Source organism: Novosphingobium sp. GW835-FHT14H07 (genome assembly GCF_058793515.1).
Genome location: NZ_JBXAFX010000029.1, coordinates 16,667 through 34,537 on the forward strand (window position 1 = coordinate 16,667; position 17,871 = coordinate 34,537).

Below are 17,871 nucleotides of genomic sequence, written 5' to 3' on the forward strand. Positions count from 1 at the left end.
TGTGGCATATGTTCTCTAAATTGGCTCACACGCAAGCTTCGCGACGCGTTCGCCACATCAGGAGCAGTGCCATGACGGTGCAAGTGACGATCACGCCAAACGGTCGGATGAGCCTGCCGGCCGAGATCCGCAAGCGGCTCGGCCTAGCCGGCGGCGGCGCGTTGCTAGTCGAAGAAACCGAGGACGGCGTGATCCTGCGCACCGTGGCGCAGTCGATCGCGCACGCGCAGGCGCTTGCCAAGAAGTACACCGGCGACAAGGCAGAGGCTTCGGTCGATGCCTTTCTTGGCCGCCGCCGCGCGGAATCGGGCGAATGAGCGAAGTCGTACTCGACGCCTCCGCGCTGCTTGCCCTGCTCCGGGACGAGCCCGGCGCGGGCAAGGTCGCCGATGCGATCGGTGCCTCGCGCATGTCGAGCGTGAACTACGCCGAGGTCGTCAGCCATTTCATCCATGCGGGCATGCCCGCCGAACAAGTCGGCGCCATGCTGCGGCCCCTGCCGATGGCGATCGTCGAGGCCGACCAGGCGCTCGCCACCATCGCCGGGCGCCTGCGCGCCGCGACCGCCGATGCCGGCCTGTCGCTCGGCGACCGCTTCTGCCTGGCGCTCGCGCGCCGGGACGGTCTTCCGGCGCTGACCGCCGACAAGCAGTGGCGCACCGTCGCGGACGCAGCCGGTGTCGCCGTCACCGTGATCCGCTGATCGCCATGACTATTGCCCGTGACTGGTCAGCCCGCCGCGAGGGCTGGACCCCGCAGAGCGAGGACGCGCGGGACGATGGCGACATCGACTATGCGCGCGTGATCCACTCGGCCTCGTTCCGGCGGCTGCAGGGCAAGACCCAGATCCTCAACCTCGGTGACAGCGATTTCTATCGCACCCGCCTCACCCATTCGCTCGAGGTTGCGCAGATCGCTGGCGGCATCGCCCGCCAGCTCGAGAAGTCCTTCCCCCATCATCCGGCGACCCCGCTGCTGCCCGATCGCGGCACGATCCACTCGATCGGGTGCACCCACGATTTCGGGCACCCGCCCTTCGGGCATGGCGGCGAAATCGCGCTCAACTACTGCATGCGCGGTGCTGGCGGGTTCGAGGGCAATGGCCAGACCTTGCGCATCCTCGCGCGCCTCGAGAATTTCTCCGCAGGCGCTGGCGCGAACCTGTCGCGCCGGACGATGCTCGGGGTCCTCAAGTACCCGGTCGCCTTCAGCCGGATTGCAAACCCTGGTTTCGCCCCCGCACTGCTAGCTGGTCCCTCGACGATCAAGATCATCGACGGCCGCGCGAGCAAACCGCCGAAATGCTATCTCGATAGCGAACAGGACGTCGTCGACTGGATCCTCCAGCCCCTGTCGCATCCGGACCGCGAGGCCTTCCAGGCCTTCGCGGCGCAGGAGGGCAAGCACGGTAAGCCCCGCCACAAGGCACTCGACTGCTCGATCATGGATGCGGCCGATGACATTGCCTACGGCGTTCATGATCTGGAGGACGCGATCGCACTTGATCTCGTCACGCGCGAGCGCTTCGCGGCCGTGCTCCAGGACAAGTGCCCCTCATTCCTCGACGCGCTCAAGGCCAAGTACCCGGGCGAAAGCGACAACGACGTCTTTGCACAGATGGTCGATGGCCTGTTCGGCGGCCCCGCTTCGCGCAAGCGCTTCATCGGGCGCCTCGTCCACCACTTCCTGACCGCGGTCGAGTTCGTCGAGCGCCCCGAGTTCGCCGAGCCATTCCTGCGTTGGAGTGTGCGGGTCGCCTCCCCCCAGCGCGAGTTCCTCGACGTCTTGCAGGGCTTTGTCGTCGACGAGGTCATTACCTCGCCTGCCGTCCAGCATCTCGAGTTCAAGGGCCAGGGAATGGTGGTCGCCGTTTTCGAGGCAATGCAGGCCGATCCGTCCCGCCTGCTCCCCCGCGAAGAGCTCGTGAAGTACGAAGCTGGGGGCGGCGACCTTCGGGTCATCTGCGACTTCGTCGCCGCGATGACCGACACGCATCTCCTCAAGACCTACGAGCGCCTGTTTTCACCGCGCATGGGATCGGTGTTCGACAGGCTCTGAGTGGAAAAGGGCTAAGTGTGTTTTGCGGTTAACCCCGAACGCCCAAATGGGGTTCGGGGGCAAAACCGTAATCTCTCTCTCATCTCGGTGGCTGAGCGAAATCAGCATCGCCATAGTATGACGCCTGGGAGATTGGCGGCCGTCAAGGATCGCGGGTGCCCCCCGATTTTGGCCTGCTGCGGCTAGCGCCTTGCGATCAAAAATCGGCTCCCCCCACGCCCGCTATTCGCGGCGGCAGCGCGTGCGCGCCGCCGTCCCTGACTGCCTGACTCCGGCGTCCTTCAAGGCACATCTTTCATCAGCGTGATGAGAGAAAATTCCTTTTGGAGGTTATCATGACGGACCGTTTCTCGAACTTTGCTGACCTTGCCGAACACTATGCGCGCGAAATCGCGACGCCTGACTACGCCCGGGCATTCATGGAGCAGACCGAACTGGCGAAGCTCTCGATCGAACATGAGCCGAGCGCTGCCGAAATGCCCGAACCGGAAGTTGCGCAGGCGGCGATCGAGATGATGCTGGCAACGGTCTTCGACCTGTTCCGCGACACCCGGATGGAGGACTTCGCCGGCGAAGTCGCCTGGGGCGTGGCCAACAGCTTCCATGTCGTCGCCAAGCGCCTCGACGACCGCGAGGACGCAATGGCGAACCGCCTCCAGGAAAAGCTGCGCGAATACGATCCGAGCGAAGTCTATGCGACCGATCTCGAGGACCTGACCATGCAGGCCCGCAGCCTTGCCGAATGCCGCGATGCGATGGAGTGCATGCGCGACCATGCCGCGCGGATCTACCTTGTCGAGACCGGCCGCCCATTCTCGCCGGTGCGGGGCTCGCGGGTCTCGTCCAAGACCAATGCCTCGATGATCGAAGCGCGCGACTATCTCGCGGCACAGAAAGCGCAGCGGCGCGAGCAGTTTGCCCCATCGGGTCCGGTCGTGGTGTTCTCGGGCGGACAGCAGTTCACCGACATTGCGCTGGTTGAAGACTATCTCGACGCGATCCATGCCCGGGTCCCGTCGATGGCGCTGGCAACGACCGCCCAGAACAAGGGCGCGGACGTGATCGCGGCAGCCTGGGCATCGCGCCACAATGTGCCGGTGATCCTGTGCAAGCCCGATACTTCGCGGGGACCTTCCGCACCCTATCAGCGCAACGCCCGCATGCTCGCCTTCAAGCCTGTCGAGGCCGTGGTGTGCAGCGGCGGCGGCATCCAGGCGAACCTTGCTGACCGCCTCCGCGAAGCACGCATTCCCCTCCACATTGTGCGCGACGTTTCGGTTCAGAACGAGGCCCCGGCGGCGCGGACCAAAGCCGCAGCGCAAGCTGAGCGGCCTGCGATGAAGCGCACGGCATGTGGCACCGTCAATGGCGATGACCTCCCGCCATTCTGAGCGGCACCAGCTGCGATTGCATCAACCAGAAGGGTGTCCGGCCTCACCGCCGGATGCCCTTCTTTTTTGTCGACCCGGACGCACACTGTCATGGCCCGGCTCGCTCGCATCTTGCCCCCGCCAGTAATGGCCTGACGGCCTGCTGGAAGGGGCGCGAAGGCTTCGCATCGGCCGGGCAAGCGGTACCCGCGCGTGGACCACCGGGGTGCTCCCCAACAGGGTTAAACACTCTCGCAGACTTCCAAGCATGATGGCCGCCATTGGCCCGCGTCAAGAAGGGCGGTTCCCCCAATTTTTACGCCTGAAGAAGGCAAAAAAATCGGCTCCCCCTCCCCCGCTTCGCGGCGGGCCGCGGGCGGCCCGTTCCTGACCCGGTCCAAGCTCGGCCATCCCGAAGGTGACCTCTTCAATTGCTTTGACAGGAGGCTCACATGAACGCTCTTACCAAGACCCTCGACATCCCGGCTTTCGACCCCATCAGCTATGACGCAGCATTGCGCGCCGCAACGATCCGGGCCCAGCACAGCTTTTTCGACCAGCACGTTATCGAGGACGAATTCGGCTGCTTTCTCGCCATCGACGAGGGCGACTACAACGCCCTGCCCCAGGACCTGATCGACCGGATCGTCCATTCCGTCCCGGGCATGATGGCTGACGACTTCGACGAAGCGAACATCGCCCGCGCCGCAAGCTTCATGAGCGTGGTGATGGATCCCGAATGGGACGCGGATTGCCCGTTCTGACATGATCATCGACCGCAGCGCCGGAGGGCACCGACAAGGTGCTCTCCGGCCCCCTTTTTTGCGTGCCAGATAAAGCACAGCCGGGGCATCGAGCCCCGGCTGTGCTGGCCTCTGTCGAGGCCGGTTTCAGCTTGCCCGCAGGCGCTTTTCCGCTTCGTCCAGACCGAGCTTTCCGAGAGCGGCGAAGAATGCTTCGACCCTCTCGAACGGCGCCTTGCCGAGAACCGATTTGTGCATCAACTCGACACTCGCCGCCCGCTCGCTTTCGCGCAGTCTCGTCTCGCGCGCTTCCAGCGCCTGACGTTCCTTTGCGATTGCCTGTCGTTCCGCTTCAAGGCTTCCTTTCCTGGCCATGATGATACCTCGTGGGTTGGTGCTGAAACCTCCCGTGCCGAAGATTCCAAGCAGAGCCTGCAGTGGCAAGCCTTTTGCCACCAGACCTGAAAATAAATCGTGCCTACCGCCCTGAAATCAGCGGTACTCATTGGCTTAAAGACAGGTGGTCAAAGCCCGAATCCATGCGCCAGAAAGACCAGCAATCACCCACCAGACACAAGGCAGCGGATTAAGGGGAAGAGTTGCACACCCTACACGGCAGGGCCGTAGGGAAAATGGCGGAAATGCGTGTGTGTACAGAGTGGGCCTTTGGTAATACATCGTATTACAGCATCGCGACCCGCCGCCAACATGCCGGAATTGCGCGATTTCAGAGGTATTACAATGTAATACGCCAGTTGCTCCCCAACCGCTTTCTTGCCAAGGGCCCCCCGATGCCTTAAAACGTTTCTCGCGCAATCTCCACCAGGCCCTTTCGAAGGGCGTGGTGATGACTGAAACAGTTCTGATTACCCTCCGGCTTCCACAGCCGCTGGCCGATGCGGCGCAGGCCGCCGCAACCGCGCAAAACGTCTCCCGATCGAACCTCCTGCGAATCGCGCTCGAGCAATTCCTGGGCGTCATGTCGGGCACCAGCGAGGCGGATCGCCGCCGGCAGTTCTCGGCCGAGTATCTGTTCCTGGTCGCCGACCTCATCGTGCAGCGCCAGTACCCCGATGCCCATACCGCGCTGATCACCGAAGCCGAACGCCGGATGGAGGCGCTCTGTGCCGCGTCCTGACACCTGGTCGGACCGCGCGCGGCCGGGCAAGCTGCAGCACCATTCCGCGCGCGGGAACATGCCGCGCAATGCCGGCGATTTCACCCGCGGCTCGCAGCTCATCACCCACGAATTCATGATGTGGTTCGCCTCCGCAAAGATGCCGCTGCTGGTGTGGTTCTTCACCTTCTGCATCGCGCTTTCGATCGTCCTTGCGCTGCTGCTGCATGAACACGAAGTGCAGATGATCCTGATGCGGGTCTACGCCGCTGGATGGACCTTCATGGAATTCTCGCACGCCAAGATTCTCAACCTCACCCTCCCCTCCGGCGAAGTCGTCCGGGCTCCTGTTGGCATGGTCGCCTCGCACCCCGATGTGGTCGTCGCCTGGAACAAGCTGATGCGGGCAATCTGGGGCTCGCTGTTTATCTCGCTCTTCGTCGCCGTGCCGATCGCGGTGTGGTTCGTCGACTTCTCCAAGCGGCGCGGAAAGTCGATCCTCGAGGAGCGGCACCAGCGCGGCGCCATGCTGGTCGATGCCGCCGAACTTGCCGATGTCATCAACGCCCATAACCGCGACATGCTCGGCGCAGAGATCGCCGAGCGCCTGCCTGGCAAGAGCTTCGACGAGGTCATGAAAATGGGCCTCGAGACGCGCAAGGTGGCGGGCATCCATCACGTCTATTCGATCGCGGGCGTGCCCTTCCCCTGGCGGACCGAGCAGGCCCATACGATCATGATCGGCTCGACCGGCACGGGCAAGACAACGCAGATGCGGGCACTCATCGCGCAGATGCGCGCGCGGCGCGACCGGGCCGTCGTGTTCGATCTCACCGGGGCCTATGTCGAGGCGTTCTACAACCCCCAAACCGACACCATCCTCAACCCGATGGACGAGCGCTGTCCATCCTGGTCGGTGTTCGCCGAGGCGACGAACCACGCCGATTTCACCGGCATCGCCGCTGCTCTGCTGCCTGCCGATGGCGGAGGCGCCGAGCCGTTCTGGATGCTGGCTGCACGCACGCTGTTCGTCGAGACTTGCATCAAGCTGATCAAGCTTGGCGAGGCGACCAACGAGGCGCTCGCGAGCCGCCTGATGATGGCCGACCTAAAGGAGGTTCACAAACTTCTCGAGCACACCGTCGCCGACCCGCTGACCGCGCCCGAAGCCGCCAAGATGGCAGAATCCATTCGCGCCGTCTTCAACACCAACGCACAGGCACTGCGCTTCCTTCCCGAGGGCAAGGAGCGCTTCTCGATCTCCGACTGGATCCGCGCGGAGAACAAGCCCGGTTCGATCCTGTTCATCACCTCCTCGCACAACGAACTGGTGCTCAACCGGGCGCTGCTGTCGCTCTGGATGAACCTTGCGGTCCACACCCTGATGCGTCTGCCGCGCACCCGCGATCTTCGCACCTGGTTCTTCTTCGACGAGGTCCACGCGCTCCACCGCCTGCCGGCGATCGAGGACGGGCTGCAGACCGCGCGCGGCTTTGGCGGTGCCTTCGTGCTCGGCATCCATTCGTTCGCCAAGCTGGCCGAGACCTACGGCAAGGAAGGCGCGCAGAACCTTGCCTCGCTCGCGCGGACCAAGCTCGTTCTCGCCGCAGCCGACCGCGACACCGCCGAGCACTGCTCGGACTACATCGGGCACCGTGAAGTCAGGATGATGGATGAGGCCTACAGCTACGGCTATTCCAACATCCGCGACGCCGCGACGATCACCCCGCGATCCGAAGTGCAGCCTTTGGTGCTCCCCGATGACATCATGAAGCTGCCCTCGCTGCGCGGCTTCCTGGTGTTCCCCGAAGGCTTCGATGCCGCGCGGATCAAGCTTACCTACAAGGACTATCCCAAGGTTGCCGAAGGCTATGTCCTGCGCGCGCATGTCGAGCCGATCGAGTTTGCGCGCGATGCCGACGATGACGCGGAAGGCGAAGCCGGCGGACGCGAAAACAAAGATGAAATTGAACTCTTCCCTGCACCCGCGATCGACGACGAACCGGCAAAGCCCTGTCCCGCTCCCCGACAGGAAGAGCTGAACTTTGCCGCCGCGCAGGCCGAGCCCACGGCAGCGCCGCAATCCAGCCTCGGGCGCTCGATGATCGCCAGCGCCGAGATCGTGAAGAGCGCGTCAACTGCGCGCGCCAACGAGCCCGAAACCGCATCCAAAGCCCCCCGCAGTGCGGCCCTTAAGCTCCCCGCCCAGCGGGCCACGCAGGCTGCGCGCGAGCTTGCCGAAGCGATCGACCGCGAGGCCGCGGACGGACGGGGGAAGGAACCGTCGCGAGAGCCTGAGCTCGATACCCCCTCCCCTGACGGCGGCATGGAGATGTAGGCCATGCACTCCATCGCATCCGTCAGGTCGTCAAGCGGCGCAGCCGACTATTTCGCGAACGACAACTACTACACGGCCGATGAACACGCGGAAGCCGGGGTCTGGGGCGGCGAGGGTGCGCGCGCGCTCGGACTTGAGGGCCAGGTCGAGCGCGATCAGTTCGCGGCGATTTTGAATGGGCGGCTGCCCGACGGCGAGATGGTGGGTCAGGTCGAGGGGCGTCGTCTGGGTCTCGACCTTACCTTCTCGATGCCCAAGTCCGCTTCGATCCTCGCACTGGTGAGCGGCGACAAGCGCATCCTCGATGCGCACCTCGCCGCCGTAAAATCGACGATGTCTCAGCTCGTCGAAAAGCAGTTTGCCGAGAGCCGCAATTACGACCGCTCGCGCAGCGGCGAACCCCAAAAGACCGGCAATCTCGTCTATGCGCTGTTCGCCCACGATACGAGCCGCGCCCTCGATCCGCAGGGCCATATCCATGCCGTCGTCGCCAACCTGACTCGCGATCCGAAGGGCACCTGGAAGGCGCTGTGGAACGGCGAGATCTGGAAGAACAACACCACGATCGGCCAGTTCTACCATGCCGCCTTCCGCGCCCAGTTGCAGAAGCTTGGCTACGAAACCGAGGCGGCGGGCAAGCATGGCTCGTTCGAGATCAAGGGCGTGCCACGCGAGGTCATCAAGGAGTTCAGCCAACGCCGCGAAGACATCCTGACCAAAGTCGAGGAACTGGGCATCGCCTCCCCGCAGGGACAGGACCGGGTGACGGTCAACACCCGCGACCCCAAGCTCGCCGTTGAGGATCGGCAGGCACTCGTCCAGACTTGGCACGATCGCTCGGCGGCATTGGGATTCGACGGCAAGGCGCTCATCGGCGAGGCAAGGGCCCGCGCCGAGGTGCAGGCACGTCCAACGTTCCGCGAAACCGCGAGCGCAGCGCTTGGCGAAGTATCAACCCGGATCGGCGCTGCGCTGCGCACGCCGAGCCCGCTGGCGGTGAGCGGCGCATCGGCCCTGTTCCTGCCCGCCAGCACGATCAAGGCACAGCACGCGACGGCGTCGGCCATCCGCCACCTGTCGGAACGCGAAGCGGCGTTCTCGCCGCAGGCGATCCTCAGCGCCGCGCTGGGCTTCCAGATCAAGAGTCTCGAAGGAGGCGCCGTCGTCGAACGGATCGGCGAACTCATTCGCGATGGTCACCTGATCCCGGGCAGGTCGGAGCGGCTCGACGGCCACTTCGACCTGGTGACGACGCCGGCCGCGCTCGCGATGGAGCAACAGATTCTGGACCGCATCGATGCCGGGGCCGGAAAGGGCCGCGCGTTCATGCCGCCCGAGCAGGCCATGGCGCGGCTGCAGGAGGCGGCGCGCGAGCTTGGGCAGGCCCGCGCCGGGGTCGATACCTGGCAGCTCAACGAGGGACAGCTCGCAGCCGGCGTCGCGATCCTCTCCGGCACCGATCGCTTTCTCAATGTCCAGGGCGTGGCGGGCGCGGGCAAGTCGACGTTGCTGGGCGCGCTTGACAAGGTCCTGAGTGATGATGGCGTCAGGCTCGTTGGGCTCGCCTTCCAGAACAAGATGGTCGCGGACCTGCGCGGTGGGGGCGGCCAGGGCATGTCGGCCGAGCAGATGCGCGAGGCGGGGATCGAGGCCTACACGATCGCGAAGTTCCTCAGCACCTACGGCAGGGCTGCGGCCGCGGGATCGGGTGAGCGCTTCGAAGCCGCCAAGGCGGCGCTCGCCAACACGGTCATCATCACCGACGAAAGCTCGATGGTCTCCTCGCGCGACATGCTGCGACTGACCGCGCTCGCCGAGCAACTCGATCTCGCCAAGGCACCCTTCATGGGCGACCGCCAGCAATTGTCGGCCATCGAACAGGGCAAGATGTTCGCCGTCAGCCAGGCCGCGGGGCAAGCAACCGTGCGGATGGACGAGAACATCCGCCAGAAGAACTCGCCCCTGCTGCTGGCGGTCGCCGGGCTCTCGAACGAAGGCCATGCCAGCCTGGCGCTCGACCTTCTTGCCGCTCACGGCCGGGTGATCGAAGCAGGGCCCGACCATGTGGCTCGTGCAGCCGACATATGGCTGTCGCTCAGCCCCGATAAGCGCGAGGCGACCGCGATCTTCACCGCCGGGCGCGATGACCGCGCCGAGATCAATGCGCGGGTCCAGGTGGGGCTGCTCAAGGAGGGCGCCCTTACCGGGCCGGGTGTCACGCTCACTACTCTGCAGAGCGCCAACACCACGCGCGAGGAACTGCGCTTTGCCTCAACTTATCGGGTGGGCCAGGTGTTCGACGCGCGGATGGACGTGCGCGAACTGGGGCTGAAGCGCGGGGAGTACGAGGTCTGCGAGATCCGCAAGGACGGCAAGGTCGTGCTCGAGGCCGGGGGACGGCGCAAGGCCATCGATCCTGACCGGCTAGACCCCGATCATCGCTTCGACCGGATCGGGCTCTACGAGCAGAGAGAGCTCAAGATTCATGACGGCGAGACCGTGTTCTGGCGCGACCAGGATGGGGCCCGCGACATCGCCAAGTCGACCTATGCGACCGTCCTCGAGGCCCGGCCTAAAGGTGTGCGGGTCGAGCTTGCCGACAAGAGGCAACTGGTGCTCGCACCGGGCGATCCGATGCTACGCCGGCTCGACCTTGGCTATGCGCTCAATGCCCACATGGCACAGGGCATGACCAAGCCTGAGGCGATAGAGGTCATTTCCTCGTCGCAGCGTAATCTGGCGACCCAGCGCACGCAGAACGTGCTCAATACCCGTGCAACCGAGGACATGATGGTCGTCACCAACAACCTCGAAAGCCTCAAGCAGCAGCTCGACCGGACGCCTGGGAACAAGACCTCCGCGCTCGAGGTGGCCGGCAAAGTCGAGGTCGAACCCCGCCACGACAATCCGGTCGATGCCCGGGAGTTGCCCGAGCTCAGGATGAGCGCAGAGCTCAAGGCGAAGCTGGATGCTTTGCTGGGGCCCGCAAGCGAACCGCAAGTGCGGCAGCTGCCAGTGCCCGAAAAGTCCTTGGGACTCGATCTGTGAAGTTGTCCCAGTGCATGGGCAGCCTTTCGCACTTCGGCGTTCAGACGAGCTTTGTCGAGGCGTTGAATGACAATGCCGGTTGCCCTTGCATTGCTCATGGATCGTCGCTTCCGAGCCATGATCTGCGGGGACAGCGCGCGCTTTCGCTTCCTGCCCGTAAGGGCAAGACGGCGCGGTCCGGGTTGCCTCCCACCGGGCCGCGCCAATCCTTCACCCAGACACTACTGGGAAGAAAGCGGCTCGGCAGGCTAAGGACGAGCATGTCGTCCGGTCTGCGGGCGGCTGCCTTCCGACCAGATTGCGCCATCCATGACCTACGACGCCATCCCGCCCCCGTGTCTCCAGGTACCACGACGGCACTACCGCACCGGGAGCGCGTGGGCCGATATTGCCGGACGAAGACAGGCTGTGCTGGCGGCTTGGGTTTGTCGACGAATGAGCGGTGGAGGTCAGCGGGCGGGGCCGGGTGTGAGGACGTATTGTCGATGTCGACCGGATCGAGGTCGAATATGTCGAGATGCAGTTGGGTCTGAGTAGCCCGGGTCAGCTTTCGGTAAGTGTCTCACTTGCCTTCAGCAGGGCATTCCAATCCTCGGGCGGGTTGCCCTTGTCGAGCATAGCCCTGAAGACGGCATAGGCGTCGTTCTTCGCGCCATAGGTGCGAAGCGTGTCACTATCGTTGACCCATGCGAAGATGATGATCTTTGCGGATGTCGAATAGCGGAAAAACAGGCGGAATCGCCCATTTCCGAACTTCGCCCGGAACCAGTGCTTGCGGGACGGGCCCAGCGTCCCGCCCTGTCGGAATTCGGGGCGGGCTGGATCGACGGGGATTACCTCAAACATCAACTTGCGAAGCGCCGTGAGGAGCTTCGCGTTGGCAGTCGATGCGTATCCGCTGGGATCCTTCGCACGGGCGCGTTCGACAGCAAGCGTCAGCTTCTCCAGTTGGTCGAGGAAAAGCGGATGGGTGTAGAGTGCCCATCCATTTAAGGTCATTCCTTCAAGCATTGGGTGCTTGCTCAAAGGTCAACGTCGCCATCAATTGCCTCATCGAGATCGACCGGAACATGGGCAGTCAGCGAAGTGATGCGTGCAGCCAATTCCGGGCCAAGGGCCTTCACCGCTTCGGGATGGCGTTTAAGATCGGCTGCCAGAAAGCTCAGGAAACTGTCGATTGCCGGATCCTCGTCGATATCGGCACGGCACACGGTCACCCCCGCATCGCTCACCCGAAAGGCAATGCGGCCGCCATAATCGACACCCAGCGCCTGACGCACAGCCTTGGGTATCGTGGTTTGTCCTTTAGCGGTAATGGTGCTGATTTCCTCGAGTGAGATCGCCATGATGCTCTCCATTCTTGAGGGAAAGGTAAGGAAAAATTCTTACCCCGTCAAGGTTCATACCAAGATCCACCCGCCTCTCCGTTGTCCATTAGCCGCATTTTATCAGAGAATATCCGCCATAATCTCTGCATCATTGTCCATAACGGCCTTATGCGAAATGATTGACGCTTCACGCTAACCAGCGTGAAGGTTCAGAAAGGGCGCAGAGCTTTCCTTTTTCCTGGCAAATCATTGAAAATCCTGCGAGAATCCGATATGATCTTGCCAGTGCAAGGAGCGCCACCATGGACCACAATCGTTATGGCCTTGATGGCCAACCCTTGTATCCCCGCCCGGGTCACTTCGATCACGTAACTGGCCAACCGATCCCGACTTTTCGGGGAGGGGGTAGTTCGGGGAACTACCCCTCGCCTCTTCCCTTGGCGGTGATCATGGCCATGCTGGGAGCTTTCCTCGCTTATATGTCGAATTTGTTCGGCTGAAGCTATCCACGCCGCTTGGCAACGTGCAGGTGATCGCGAGCAGGGCTATCCGGAAACCTTTCGAAGTCGACGGCATAATTGGGACCCAGGCGCTCGCGCACGCGCTCCGCCCACTGTTCTCCCTGTTGATCTGAAATGTTGTTTCCGCGGAAGTCGAGCGCGCGATTGTCATAGTGCGCCGAGCCGGAGGCATGCTGGGTGCTGTCATTCCCCGAGGTTACCACCGGGCGCGGCAAGCCGAGCGCCCTTGCCTCGTCCGCCACCACGCCCATCGCAGGGGCGAGGTCGCTATCCATTTGGCCGAGCCGCGCGCCGGCCTTGACGCCCATACCGAGTTCCCTGGCCAGCCTGGCACCATCAACTAGGCCGTCGAGAGCCGCAAGCAGCGTTCCTCCTTGGACGGGTGAAGTCACGAGGGGCGGAGTGCAATCGACAGGCGGAAGCGATGCTGCTTGCGGCATGCCGAGATCGGCATGGCTGCCGAGCTCGCCCTGCCCGGCGACCGCCGCGACGTCACCCAGTTCGTCGATCCGACGGTCCCTGAGGTCGCTCATCAGGTCATCCATAACGTAGCTGATCGCCTGGTCGCGCCGTGCCATGTCGCGGTAACCGAGCCGGGGATTGGCAATGTCTGGAAGGTGCCACTCGGGGTGCTCACGCTGCAGCGCCTCGTATCGATCCTGGATCAGGTTCGACAGGTCGCTCGAGACCTGGAACCCGTGGCTTTCCGCATAGCTTGCTTCGTTCATCATACGGCTGCCGATCTCGCGGTAGCGCGCGGCGGCGGCACGGCGTTCCTGGGCTTCGGAGACCCACCAGTCGGAGCCCTCACTGTTGGTCCGGCTCTGGCTGGCATCGGTGTAGTCGGAGCTTTGGCTGAACGTGCCTAAAGACTGGACGTCGCCGCTGTTGCCGCTGACGACGACGCGGCTGCTGACATCCTCGGACTTGTCGGTGCCGCGGGTGACCTGGTTCGTTGCTGACTGCTCGGTGTTTACGCTCGCGCTGTCGCCGGTCTCCTTGCGGCCGGATAAGGCAGCAGAGGCTGAAGCGGAGACGCCGCTCCCGTTGGCGCCGTCCAGCGGGGTCCCGATTGTCCCGGTGCCCGTAACAGATGCGCTAGTACCAAAGGTCCTGGTCGAGAAATTTCCGCTCGAACGGCTATTACCCTGTCGCAGGATCAGATCGTCGTTGGTTACTTCGCGGGTCGACTTGCCGGCCGAGCCTTCGACCATGACACTGCCGCCGACATTGTGGGTGTCGGATGCGCGCGATCCGCGTTCGCTGCGGCTTCCGGTCACTTGGCTGCTGGCGGCAACCGCACTGCCAAAGGTCCCGTGCGTGCTGCTCCACGTCGCCGAGGTGCCGTTCTCGATCCGGTCGGCCTCATTGAGGTACCACTGGCCCTGATTGCGCAAATCGCTGGCATAGCCCCGCGTCATCGAGGCCTTGAACGGCAACTGCGAGATTGCTCCGCTGGTGTCGATCACCCGCGCGCCGCTGCCATAGGCATGAACCATCGCGCCGTCGTCGCTTCTGACGCCCATGTGGCTAGCACCCGCAGCCAGATTGGGGGCCTGGTTCCACTGCGCCGTCTGGCGGTTGTTGGCGTTGAAGTTGCCATGGCTGACATCGCCGAACGCATAGTTGCCGGTGGTCCGTTCGGCGGCGGCTGCATCCGCTGCTCCCTGAGCAGGTGTCAGCATCGAACCCATGCTGTGCGCGACCGACAAAGTCCCGCGCATGACCATCAAGGCAAGGACCGGTACCGACATCATCAGGAACCCGGCCATAGTTGCAATGTCCTGGTTCACCCCGGCAATGCCGGACCAGTTGCCAAGCGTCACGCCGCTTCCGGCAAGCGCGCGTGACTGTGCAGCAAGGCGGTCCATGACGAAGCTGTGGAGCAGGACATAAACAGGTCCCCATGCAGCGAGGTAAAAGAACCCCGCGAAGTAGCCCTTGAGTGTCGCAATGCCCGTGCGAGGAAACAGCAGCAGGGGGAAGACCACCGGAAACAGGGCGTAGAACACGACCGTCAACACGACATTGAGGACCGGGATCCAGATGAGACCCTGCTCTGCAGCCGTGGTCATTGCATTGCGGGCTTGAATATCGGCGCGCTGCAGCGCGAAAGCATCGGAATCGACGTTCCCAAAATCCAGCTGCGCGGCCTCGAACGCATCGACCATGCTCTTCTGGCGCAGGATCTGATTTCGTGAAGCCGAGGTGCCGGTCAGCAGCTGCGAGATTACCGGCAAGTCCGCTGCGAGTTTGCTACTGGCTGCGGCCGATGCGAGCTTGGGATACAGCGTGCGCGCAAACGGGATGGCCGCCGCGTCGATCTGTCCGTTCCACTGTGCGTTGAGGGTTTGCCAGGCCTGTGCGCAGGTCTTGCCCTCAATGTCGGTTGCGCCCCCGGTATCGGTCAGGAACTTCATGCCGCGATTGGTCGCGGCATTCACGCCGAACTCGGCCCAGAGGTCGCTGGACTCACTGAGGACCTTGAGACTGCGAGTGCCCAGGAGGATGTCGTAGTAGGCGCACTGCTTGAGAAAGCCGTCGAGATTGGCGCGGAAGACCGGATCCCGGATCTCGAACGCACGTGTCCTGTCCCACAGCCGGGCGCCATAGACAAAGCCGCTGGTCGAGTAGTTGAGCGCCGAAGGCATCACGAAGACCGTTTCGGCCGTGCGGGTGAAGTAGTCGCTAATCTGGCTGGTGAACGAGGCCATCATGCCGAGACCGATCGGCACGTTGGCAACGTTGGCAGGACCAAGGCTGGGATTGATGCGATCGGTGACCTTGACCGTCACGGTTGGCACCATCAGCACGAGGTAGATCATCGTCGACTGGATGAACCAGCGCAGCCACACCCGCCAATCGAGGTCCATCGCGGTGATCAAAAGGGCATAGGTCAGCCCCATGACCATGCAGACACTGAGCAGCGAACGAAAACCGCCCGATCCCGTCCAAGCCGCTACCGCGTTGAAGGTGTTGACGAGAAACTCCCCGCCACCGACCGTGAAGACTTCGAGCATGTGCCACGCTCCCCGTGCTGTGACCTTTCCCGCTGCTACTGGACCTGGGTCCCGAGCGACCGCGAGAAGCGCAAGGCTGCGGCCATTTGCGGCGAGAGCTGACTGCGCAGGGTCTTCTCGAGCATCTGCGTGCGCTGGATCAGGGCGAAGGTCTGGTCGAAGCGCTGCGAGGTGCGCGCCGCGATGCCGAGGAAGTTGCGGCGGGTTTCGTAAAGGCCCTCACGCCATTCGCGCAAACTGTCCGCATCGGCGCCATTGAAGTCCGAGCGGGCGTTCACGGCCATGTCAATGAAGCGCATGGTCATGGTGGTGACAAGGTCGACCGCCACGATCTCGGAAAGGTCGTTCAATTCCTGAGCCGAAATGCCGAACTCGGCTGCGGCACTCACCGTGATGATCTTGTAGACGGGCACGCTCGCCATGCCGAGCAGCTGGATCTCGGCAGGTGTGAGCGCAGCGCCCGGGTCGCGGACCTTGCGGGCCATGCTTTCTATGAGGGTGCGCACGCGCGCCTTGATCGCCGCATTGGGGCCGATTACCATTTGGACCTCGGACGGGTGCATGCATGCAGCACTGTCGCTGCCGCAGGTGAGGACCTTATGCGGGCTCGATGCTGTGCCATCGAGCATCGCGCTGATCAGGGCAGCATCGGCAGGACCAATGAACTGGACCCGCGGCTTGCCCTCGTTTCCTGCGGGATCGTAGATGACCGTGCCGACCAGCGTCATCAGGAACTCGCGAAACTGCGTGTCGAAGCCGCCGTATTTGCGGGAGAGCGCCTTCCAGGTGTAGTTGTTGGGCATGCCGGCGAGCTCGCCCATTGCGGGATCGGAGTTTGCGGCCTTGAGGCTCTCGCGCTGTCCGCCGTTGTTGCATTGCTGGCGCGCACGTGCCCAGTCGGCGACCGCGCCCTGGCTGTTGGCGATCGCTTCGCAGACCACCGAGGACGCGGTGTCGCTGGCCGGCCACAGGCCGCCAACGAGCGCCTGCGCGGTCTCGCAGCTGGCAATGTTCATCTGGTTCATTTGCTGAACCTTTTGCGCAAGCTCATCCATGACCTTGCCGATTTCAGGCGAGATCGTGTCGATCGCGAGCTTGAAGGCAAAGCCCAGAGCATTGTTGGCGGTGGCTTTCATCATGGCGACGAGCTCTGCGGTGTTGATGAAGGAGAAGGAGCCCGAGAACAGGTCGATGCCGCCACAGCCGGCGCGGGCATGAGGCAACTGGAGATTGAAGGGCTGAATGCTCTTTTGCGGAAAGCGCGACCACACCGAACCCATCGAGTAGTAGCCTGCGGACTGTCCGCGATAGGCGCTGGGGCCAGTGACATTGGCGGCAGCGCCCATCTCGCTCATGAAGCTCGACATCTCGCCTTCGACCCCGGCGCTCGCGGGCATTGGCGTTCCGAGAAGGAGGGCACTGCCTGCAATGATGCCGGTCAGGCACCTGCCCCGGGCCCGATGCTGGGAGAACCGGTCATTCATCAGAAATCGCTCCCGCTCTTGACCGTGGTCAGCTGGAACACGCGGTCGAGAATCTCGTCCTGGCTTAAGATGCCGTAGCCGATCGGCATGGGGCGCCGGGTCACACTGTCAAACAGGACCAGGGCGGGCACTTGCCGGTCGCTGCCGAGGCCGAGCCGCTCGTACTGCCCGCTGTCGACGATGTAGTCATGGAATGTGGCCGAGGGGCCACCGTCCATCGAGACTGCCAGCACAGGCAAGGCATAGCGATCGCTTACAGCCTTGAGGATCGGGGCGAAGATGTCGCAGGCCCCGCAACTCGAAGCAAAGAAGTAGAAAACGCCGTAGCGGCGACCAAGTTCGGCCATGACATGATCGCGATCGGTCTTGCGCTGGTCGATCCAGGCACGCTTGCCGAGCGTCGAGACCGGCCGCTGCAAGGTGTAGTCGAGCCCGGGGTCCTGCCACAGCGCACGCTGCCAGACATCGGCAAAGATCGAAGAGCGATCAAGCTGCGCGCGCTGGAAGCGGATGTAGGAGGTGACGTTCTCGGGGCTAGGATCAAGGATCGCCCTCGCCTTGAGCTCCTCGAGCTCGGCACCGATGGCGGCAAGCGTTGCCTTGGGCGTGGTCCTGGTTGGTGCAGGTGCAGGCTTGCCCTCCGGCGGATCGCAGTAGAACCAGGTGCCGAGCTGCCGCTCGGTGCAATAGAGCGCATCCGGGGCGCGGTGGATCTCGATTTCGCTGCTCTCGCTGGGCGCTGCATGAACTTGGGAGGCGAGTCCGAGAGCCATCGCCAGGCCGGCCGCACCAAGAGGCCGAAGGGTTGTTGTCGACGTCGGCATGGCGTGCTCCTTTCGTGTCA

The 17,871-nt window shown here is 63.5% G+C and carries 14 protein-coding genes; 8 read left to right on the top strand and 6 right to left on the bottom strand.

All coding sequences use genetic code 11. The features are described 5' to 3' along the window. Window positions 1–71 precede the first annotated feature (71 nt). From AC1Q5P_RS18465 to AC1Q5P_RS18485, 5 genes are all read left to right on the top strand, one after another. Complete coding sequence (locus tag AC1Q5P_RS18465; protein ID WP_118075687.1) at window positions 72–317, top strand: AbrB/MazE/SpoVT family DNA-binding domain-containing protein; 246 nt, start codon at window positions 72–74, stop codon at window positions 315–317. Further along, the gene (locus tag AC1Q5P_RS18470; protein WP_492519724.1) at window positions 314–703 is read left to right on the top strand and encodes a type II toxin-antitoxin system VapC family toxin; all 390 of its coding nucleotides are present in this window, start codon (window positions 314–316) and stop codon (window positions 701–703) included. The genes AC1Q5P_RS18465 and AC1Q5P_RS18470 overlap by 4 nt, the downstream gene beginning before the upstream one ends. Before the next feature lie 5 nt (window positions 704–708). Continuing rightward, window positions 709–2,058: an anti-phage deoxyguanosine triphosphatase gene (locus tag AC1Q5P_RS18475; protein ID WP_492519725.1), complete on the top strand. Its 1,350-nt coding sequence runs from the start codon at window positions 709–711 to the stop codon at window positions 2,056–2,058. A gap of 335 nt (window positions 2,059–2,393) precedes the next feature. Then, a complete protein-coding gene (locus AC1Q5P_RS18480) occupies window positions 2,394–3,449 on the top strand; it encodes a DUF2493 domain-containing protein (RefSeq protein WP_492519726.1) in 1,056 nt (351 codons plus the stop codon). Window positions 3,450–3,880: 431 nt separating this feature from the next. Then, a complete protein-coding gene (locus tag AC1Q5P_RS18485) occupies window positions 3,881–4,192 on the top strand; it encodes a hypothetical protein (RefSeq protein ID WP_022676684.1) in 312 nt (103 codons plus the stop codon). Window positions 4,193–4,318: 126 nt separating this feature from the next. On the opposite strand, the gene AC1Q5P_RS18490 is transcribed toward AC1Q5P_RS18485, so the two are convergent. Beyond that, the gene (locus AC1Q5P_RS18490; protein WP_022676683.1) at window positions 4,319–4,546 is read right to left on the bottom strand and encodes a hypothetical protein; all 228 of its coding nucleotides are present in this window, start codon (window positions 4,544–4,546) and stop codon (window positions 4,319–4,321) included. Between the two features lie 472 nt (window positions 4,547–5,018). On the opposite strand from AC1Q5P_RS18490, the gene AC1Q5P_RS18495 reads away from it, so the two are divergent. The 3 genes from AC1Q5P_RS18495 to mobF are packed head-to-tail and all read left to right on the top strand — an operon-like array spanning window position 5,019 to window position 10,674. Then, window positions 5,019–5,309: a CopG family transcriptional regulator gene (locus AC1Q5P_RS18495; RefSeq protein ID WP_492519727.1), complete on the top strand. Its 291-nt coding sequence runs from the start codon at window positions 5,019–5,021 to the stop codon at window positions 5,307–5,309. After that, window positions 5,296–7,626: a type IV secretion system DNA-binding domain-containing protein gene (locus AC1Q5P_RS18500; protein WP_492519728.1), complete on the top strand. Its 2,331-nt coding sequence runs from the start codon at window positions 5,296–5,298 to the stop codon at window positions 7,624–7,626. Before AC1Q5P_RS18495 ends, AC1Q5P_RS18500 begins: the two co-directional genes overlap by 14 nt. Before the next feature lie 3 nt (window positions 7,627–7,629). Further along, window positions 7,630–10,674, top strand: a complete 3,045-nt coding sequence (mobF, locus tag AC1Q5P_RS18505; RefSeq protein WP_492519729.1) for a MobF family relaxase — start codon at window positions 7,630–7,632, stop codon at window positions 10,672–10,674. Between the two features lie 543 nt (window positions 10,675–11,217). Here mobF and AC1Q5P_RS18510 read toward each other — a convergent pair. The 5 genes from AC1Q5P_RS18510 to traF all read right to left on the bottom strand — a co-directional run bounded on the left by AC1Q5P_RS18510 (window position 11,218) and on the right by traF (window position 17,851). Further along, window positions 11,218–11,673, bottom strand: coding sequence for a type II toxin-antitoxin system YhaV family toxin (locus tag AC1Q5P_RS18510; RefSeq protein ID WP_197423605.1), 456 nt, complete (start codon window positions 11,671–11,673; stop codon window positions 11,218–11,220). Between the two features lie 23 nt (window positions 11,674–11,696). After that, window positions 11,697–12,020: a type II toxin-antitoxin system PrlF family antitoxin gene (locus tag AC1Q5P_RS18515; RefSeq protein ID WP_062342803.1), complete on the bottom strand. Its 324-nt coding sequence runs from the start codon at window positions 12,018–12,020 to the stop codon at window positions 11,697–11,699. 484 nt (window positions 12,021–12,504) lie between these two features. Continuing rightward, window positions 12,505–15,543 (bottom strand): conjugal transfer protein TraG N-terminal domain-containing protein, encoded by a 3,039-nt coding sequence (locus AC1Q5P_RS18520; RefSeq protein ID WP_492519730.1) that lies wholly within the window; start codon window positions 15,541–15,543, stop codon window positions 12,505–12,507. 35 nt (window positions 15,544–15,578) lie between these two features. Then, window positions 15,579–17,027 (bottom strand): conjugal transfer protein TraH, encoded by a 1,449-nt coding sequence (locus AC1Q5P_RS18525; RefSeq protein WP_492519731.1) that lies wholly within the window; start codon window positions 17,025–17,027, stop codon window positions 15,579–15,581. Next, complete coding sequence (gene traF, locus AC1Q5P_RS18530) at window positions 17,027–17,851, bottom strand: conjugal transfer protein TraF (RefSeq protein WP_492519732.1); 825 nt, start codon at window positions 17,849–17,851, stop codon at window positions 17,027–17,029. The genes AC1Q5P_RS18525 and traF overlap by 1 nt, the downstream gene beginning before the upstream one ends. Between the last annotated feature and the right edge of the window lie 20 nt (window positions 17,852–17,871).

Bases quoted from the DNA above. Each gene is read 5' to 3' on its own strand.
- AC1Q5P_RS18485 (WP_022676684.1), top strand. From the start codon at position 3,881: ATGAACGCTCTTACCAAGACCCTCGACATCCCGGCTTTCGACCCCATC.
- AC1Q5P_RS18510 (WP_197423605.1), bottom strand. From the start codon at position 11,673: ATGACCTTAAATGGATGGGCACTCTACACCCATCCGCTTTTCCTCGAC.
- AC1Q5P_RS18465 (WP_118075687.1), top strand. From the start codon at position 72: ATGACGGTGCAAGTGACGATCACGCCAAACGGTCGGATGAGCCTGCCG.
- AC1Q5P_RS18490 (WP_022676683.1), bottom strand. From the start codon at position 4,546: ATGGCCAGGAAAGGAAGCCTTGAAGCGGAACGACAGGCAATCGCAAAG.
- AC1Q5P_RS18520 (WP_492519730.1), bottom strand. From the start codon at position 15,543: ATGCTCGAAGTCTTCACGGTCGGTGGCGGGGAGTTTCTCGTCAACACC.
- AC1Q5P_RS18515 (WP_062342803.1), bottom strand. From the start codon at position 12,020: ATGGCGATCTCACTCGAGGAAATCAGCACCATTACCGCTAAAGGACAA.
- AC1Q5P_RS18475 (WP_492519725.1), top strand. From the start codon at position 709: ATGACTATTGCCCGTGACTGGTCAGCCCGCCGCGAGGGCTGGACCCCG.
- AC1Q5P_RS18495 (WP_492519727.1), top strand. From the start codon at position 5,019: ATGACTGAAACAGTTCTGATTACCCTCCGGCTTCCACAGCCGCTGGCC.
- AC1Q5P_RS18470 (WP_492519724.1), top strand. From the start codon at position 314: ATGAGCGAAGTCGTACTCGACGCCTCCGCGCTGCTTGCCCTGCTCCGG.
- mobF (WP_492519729.1), top strand. From the start codon at position 7,630: ATGCACTCCATCGCATCCGTCAGGTCGTCAAGCGGCGCAGCCGACTAT.
- AC1Q5P_RS18480 (WP_492519726.1), top strand. From the start codon at position 2,394: ATGACGGACCGTTTCTCGAACTTTGCTGACCTTGCCGAACACTATGCG.
- AC1Q5P_RS18525 (WP_492519731.1), bottom strand. From the start codon at position 17,027: ATGAATGACCGGTTCTCCCAGCATCGGGCCCGGGGCAGGTGCCTGACC.
- traF (WP_492519732.1), bottom strand. From the start codon at position 17,851: ATGCCGACGTCGACAACAACCCTTCGGCCTCTTGGTGCGGCCGGCCTG.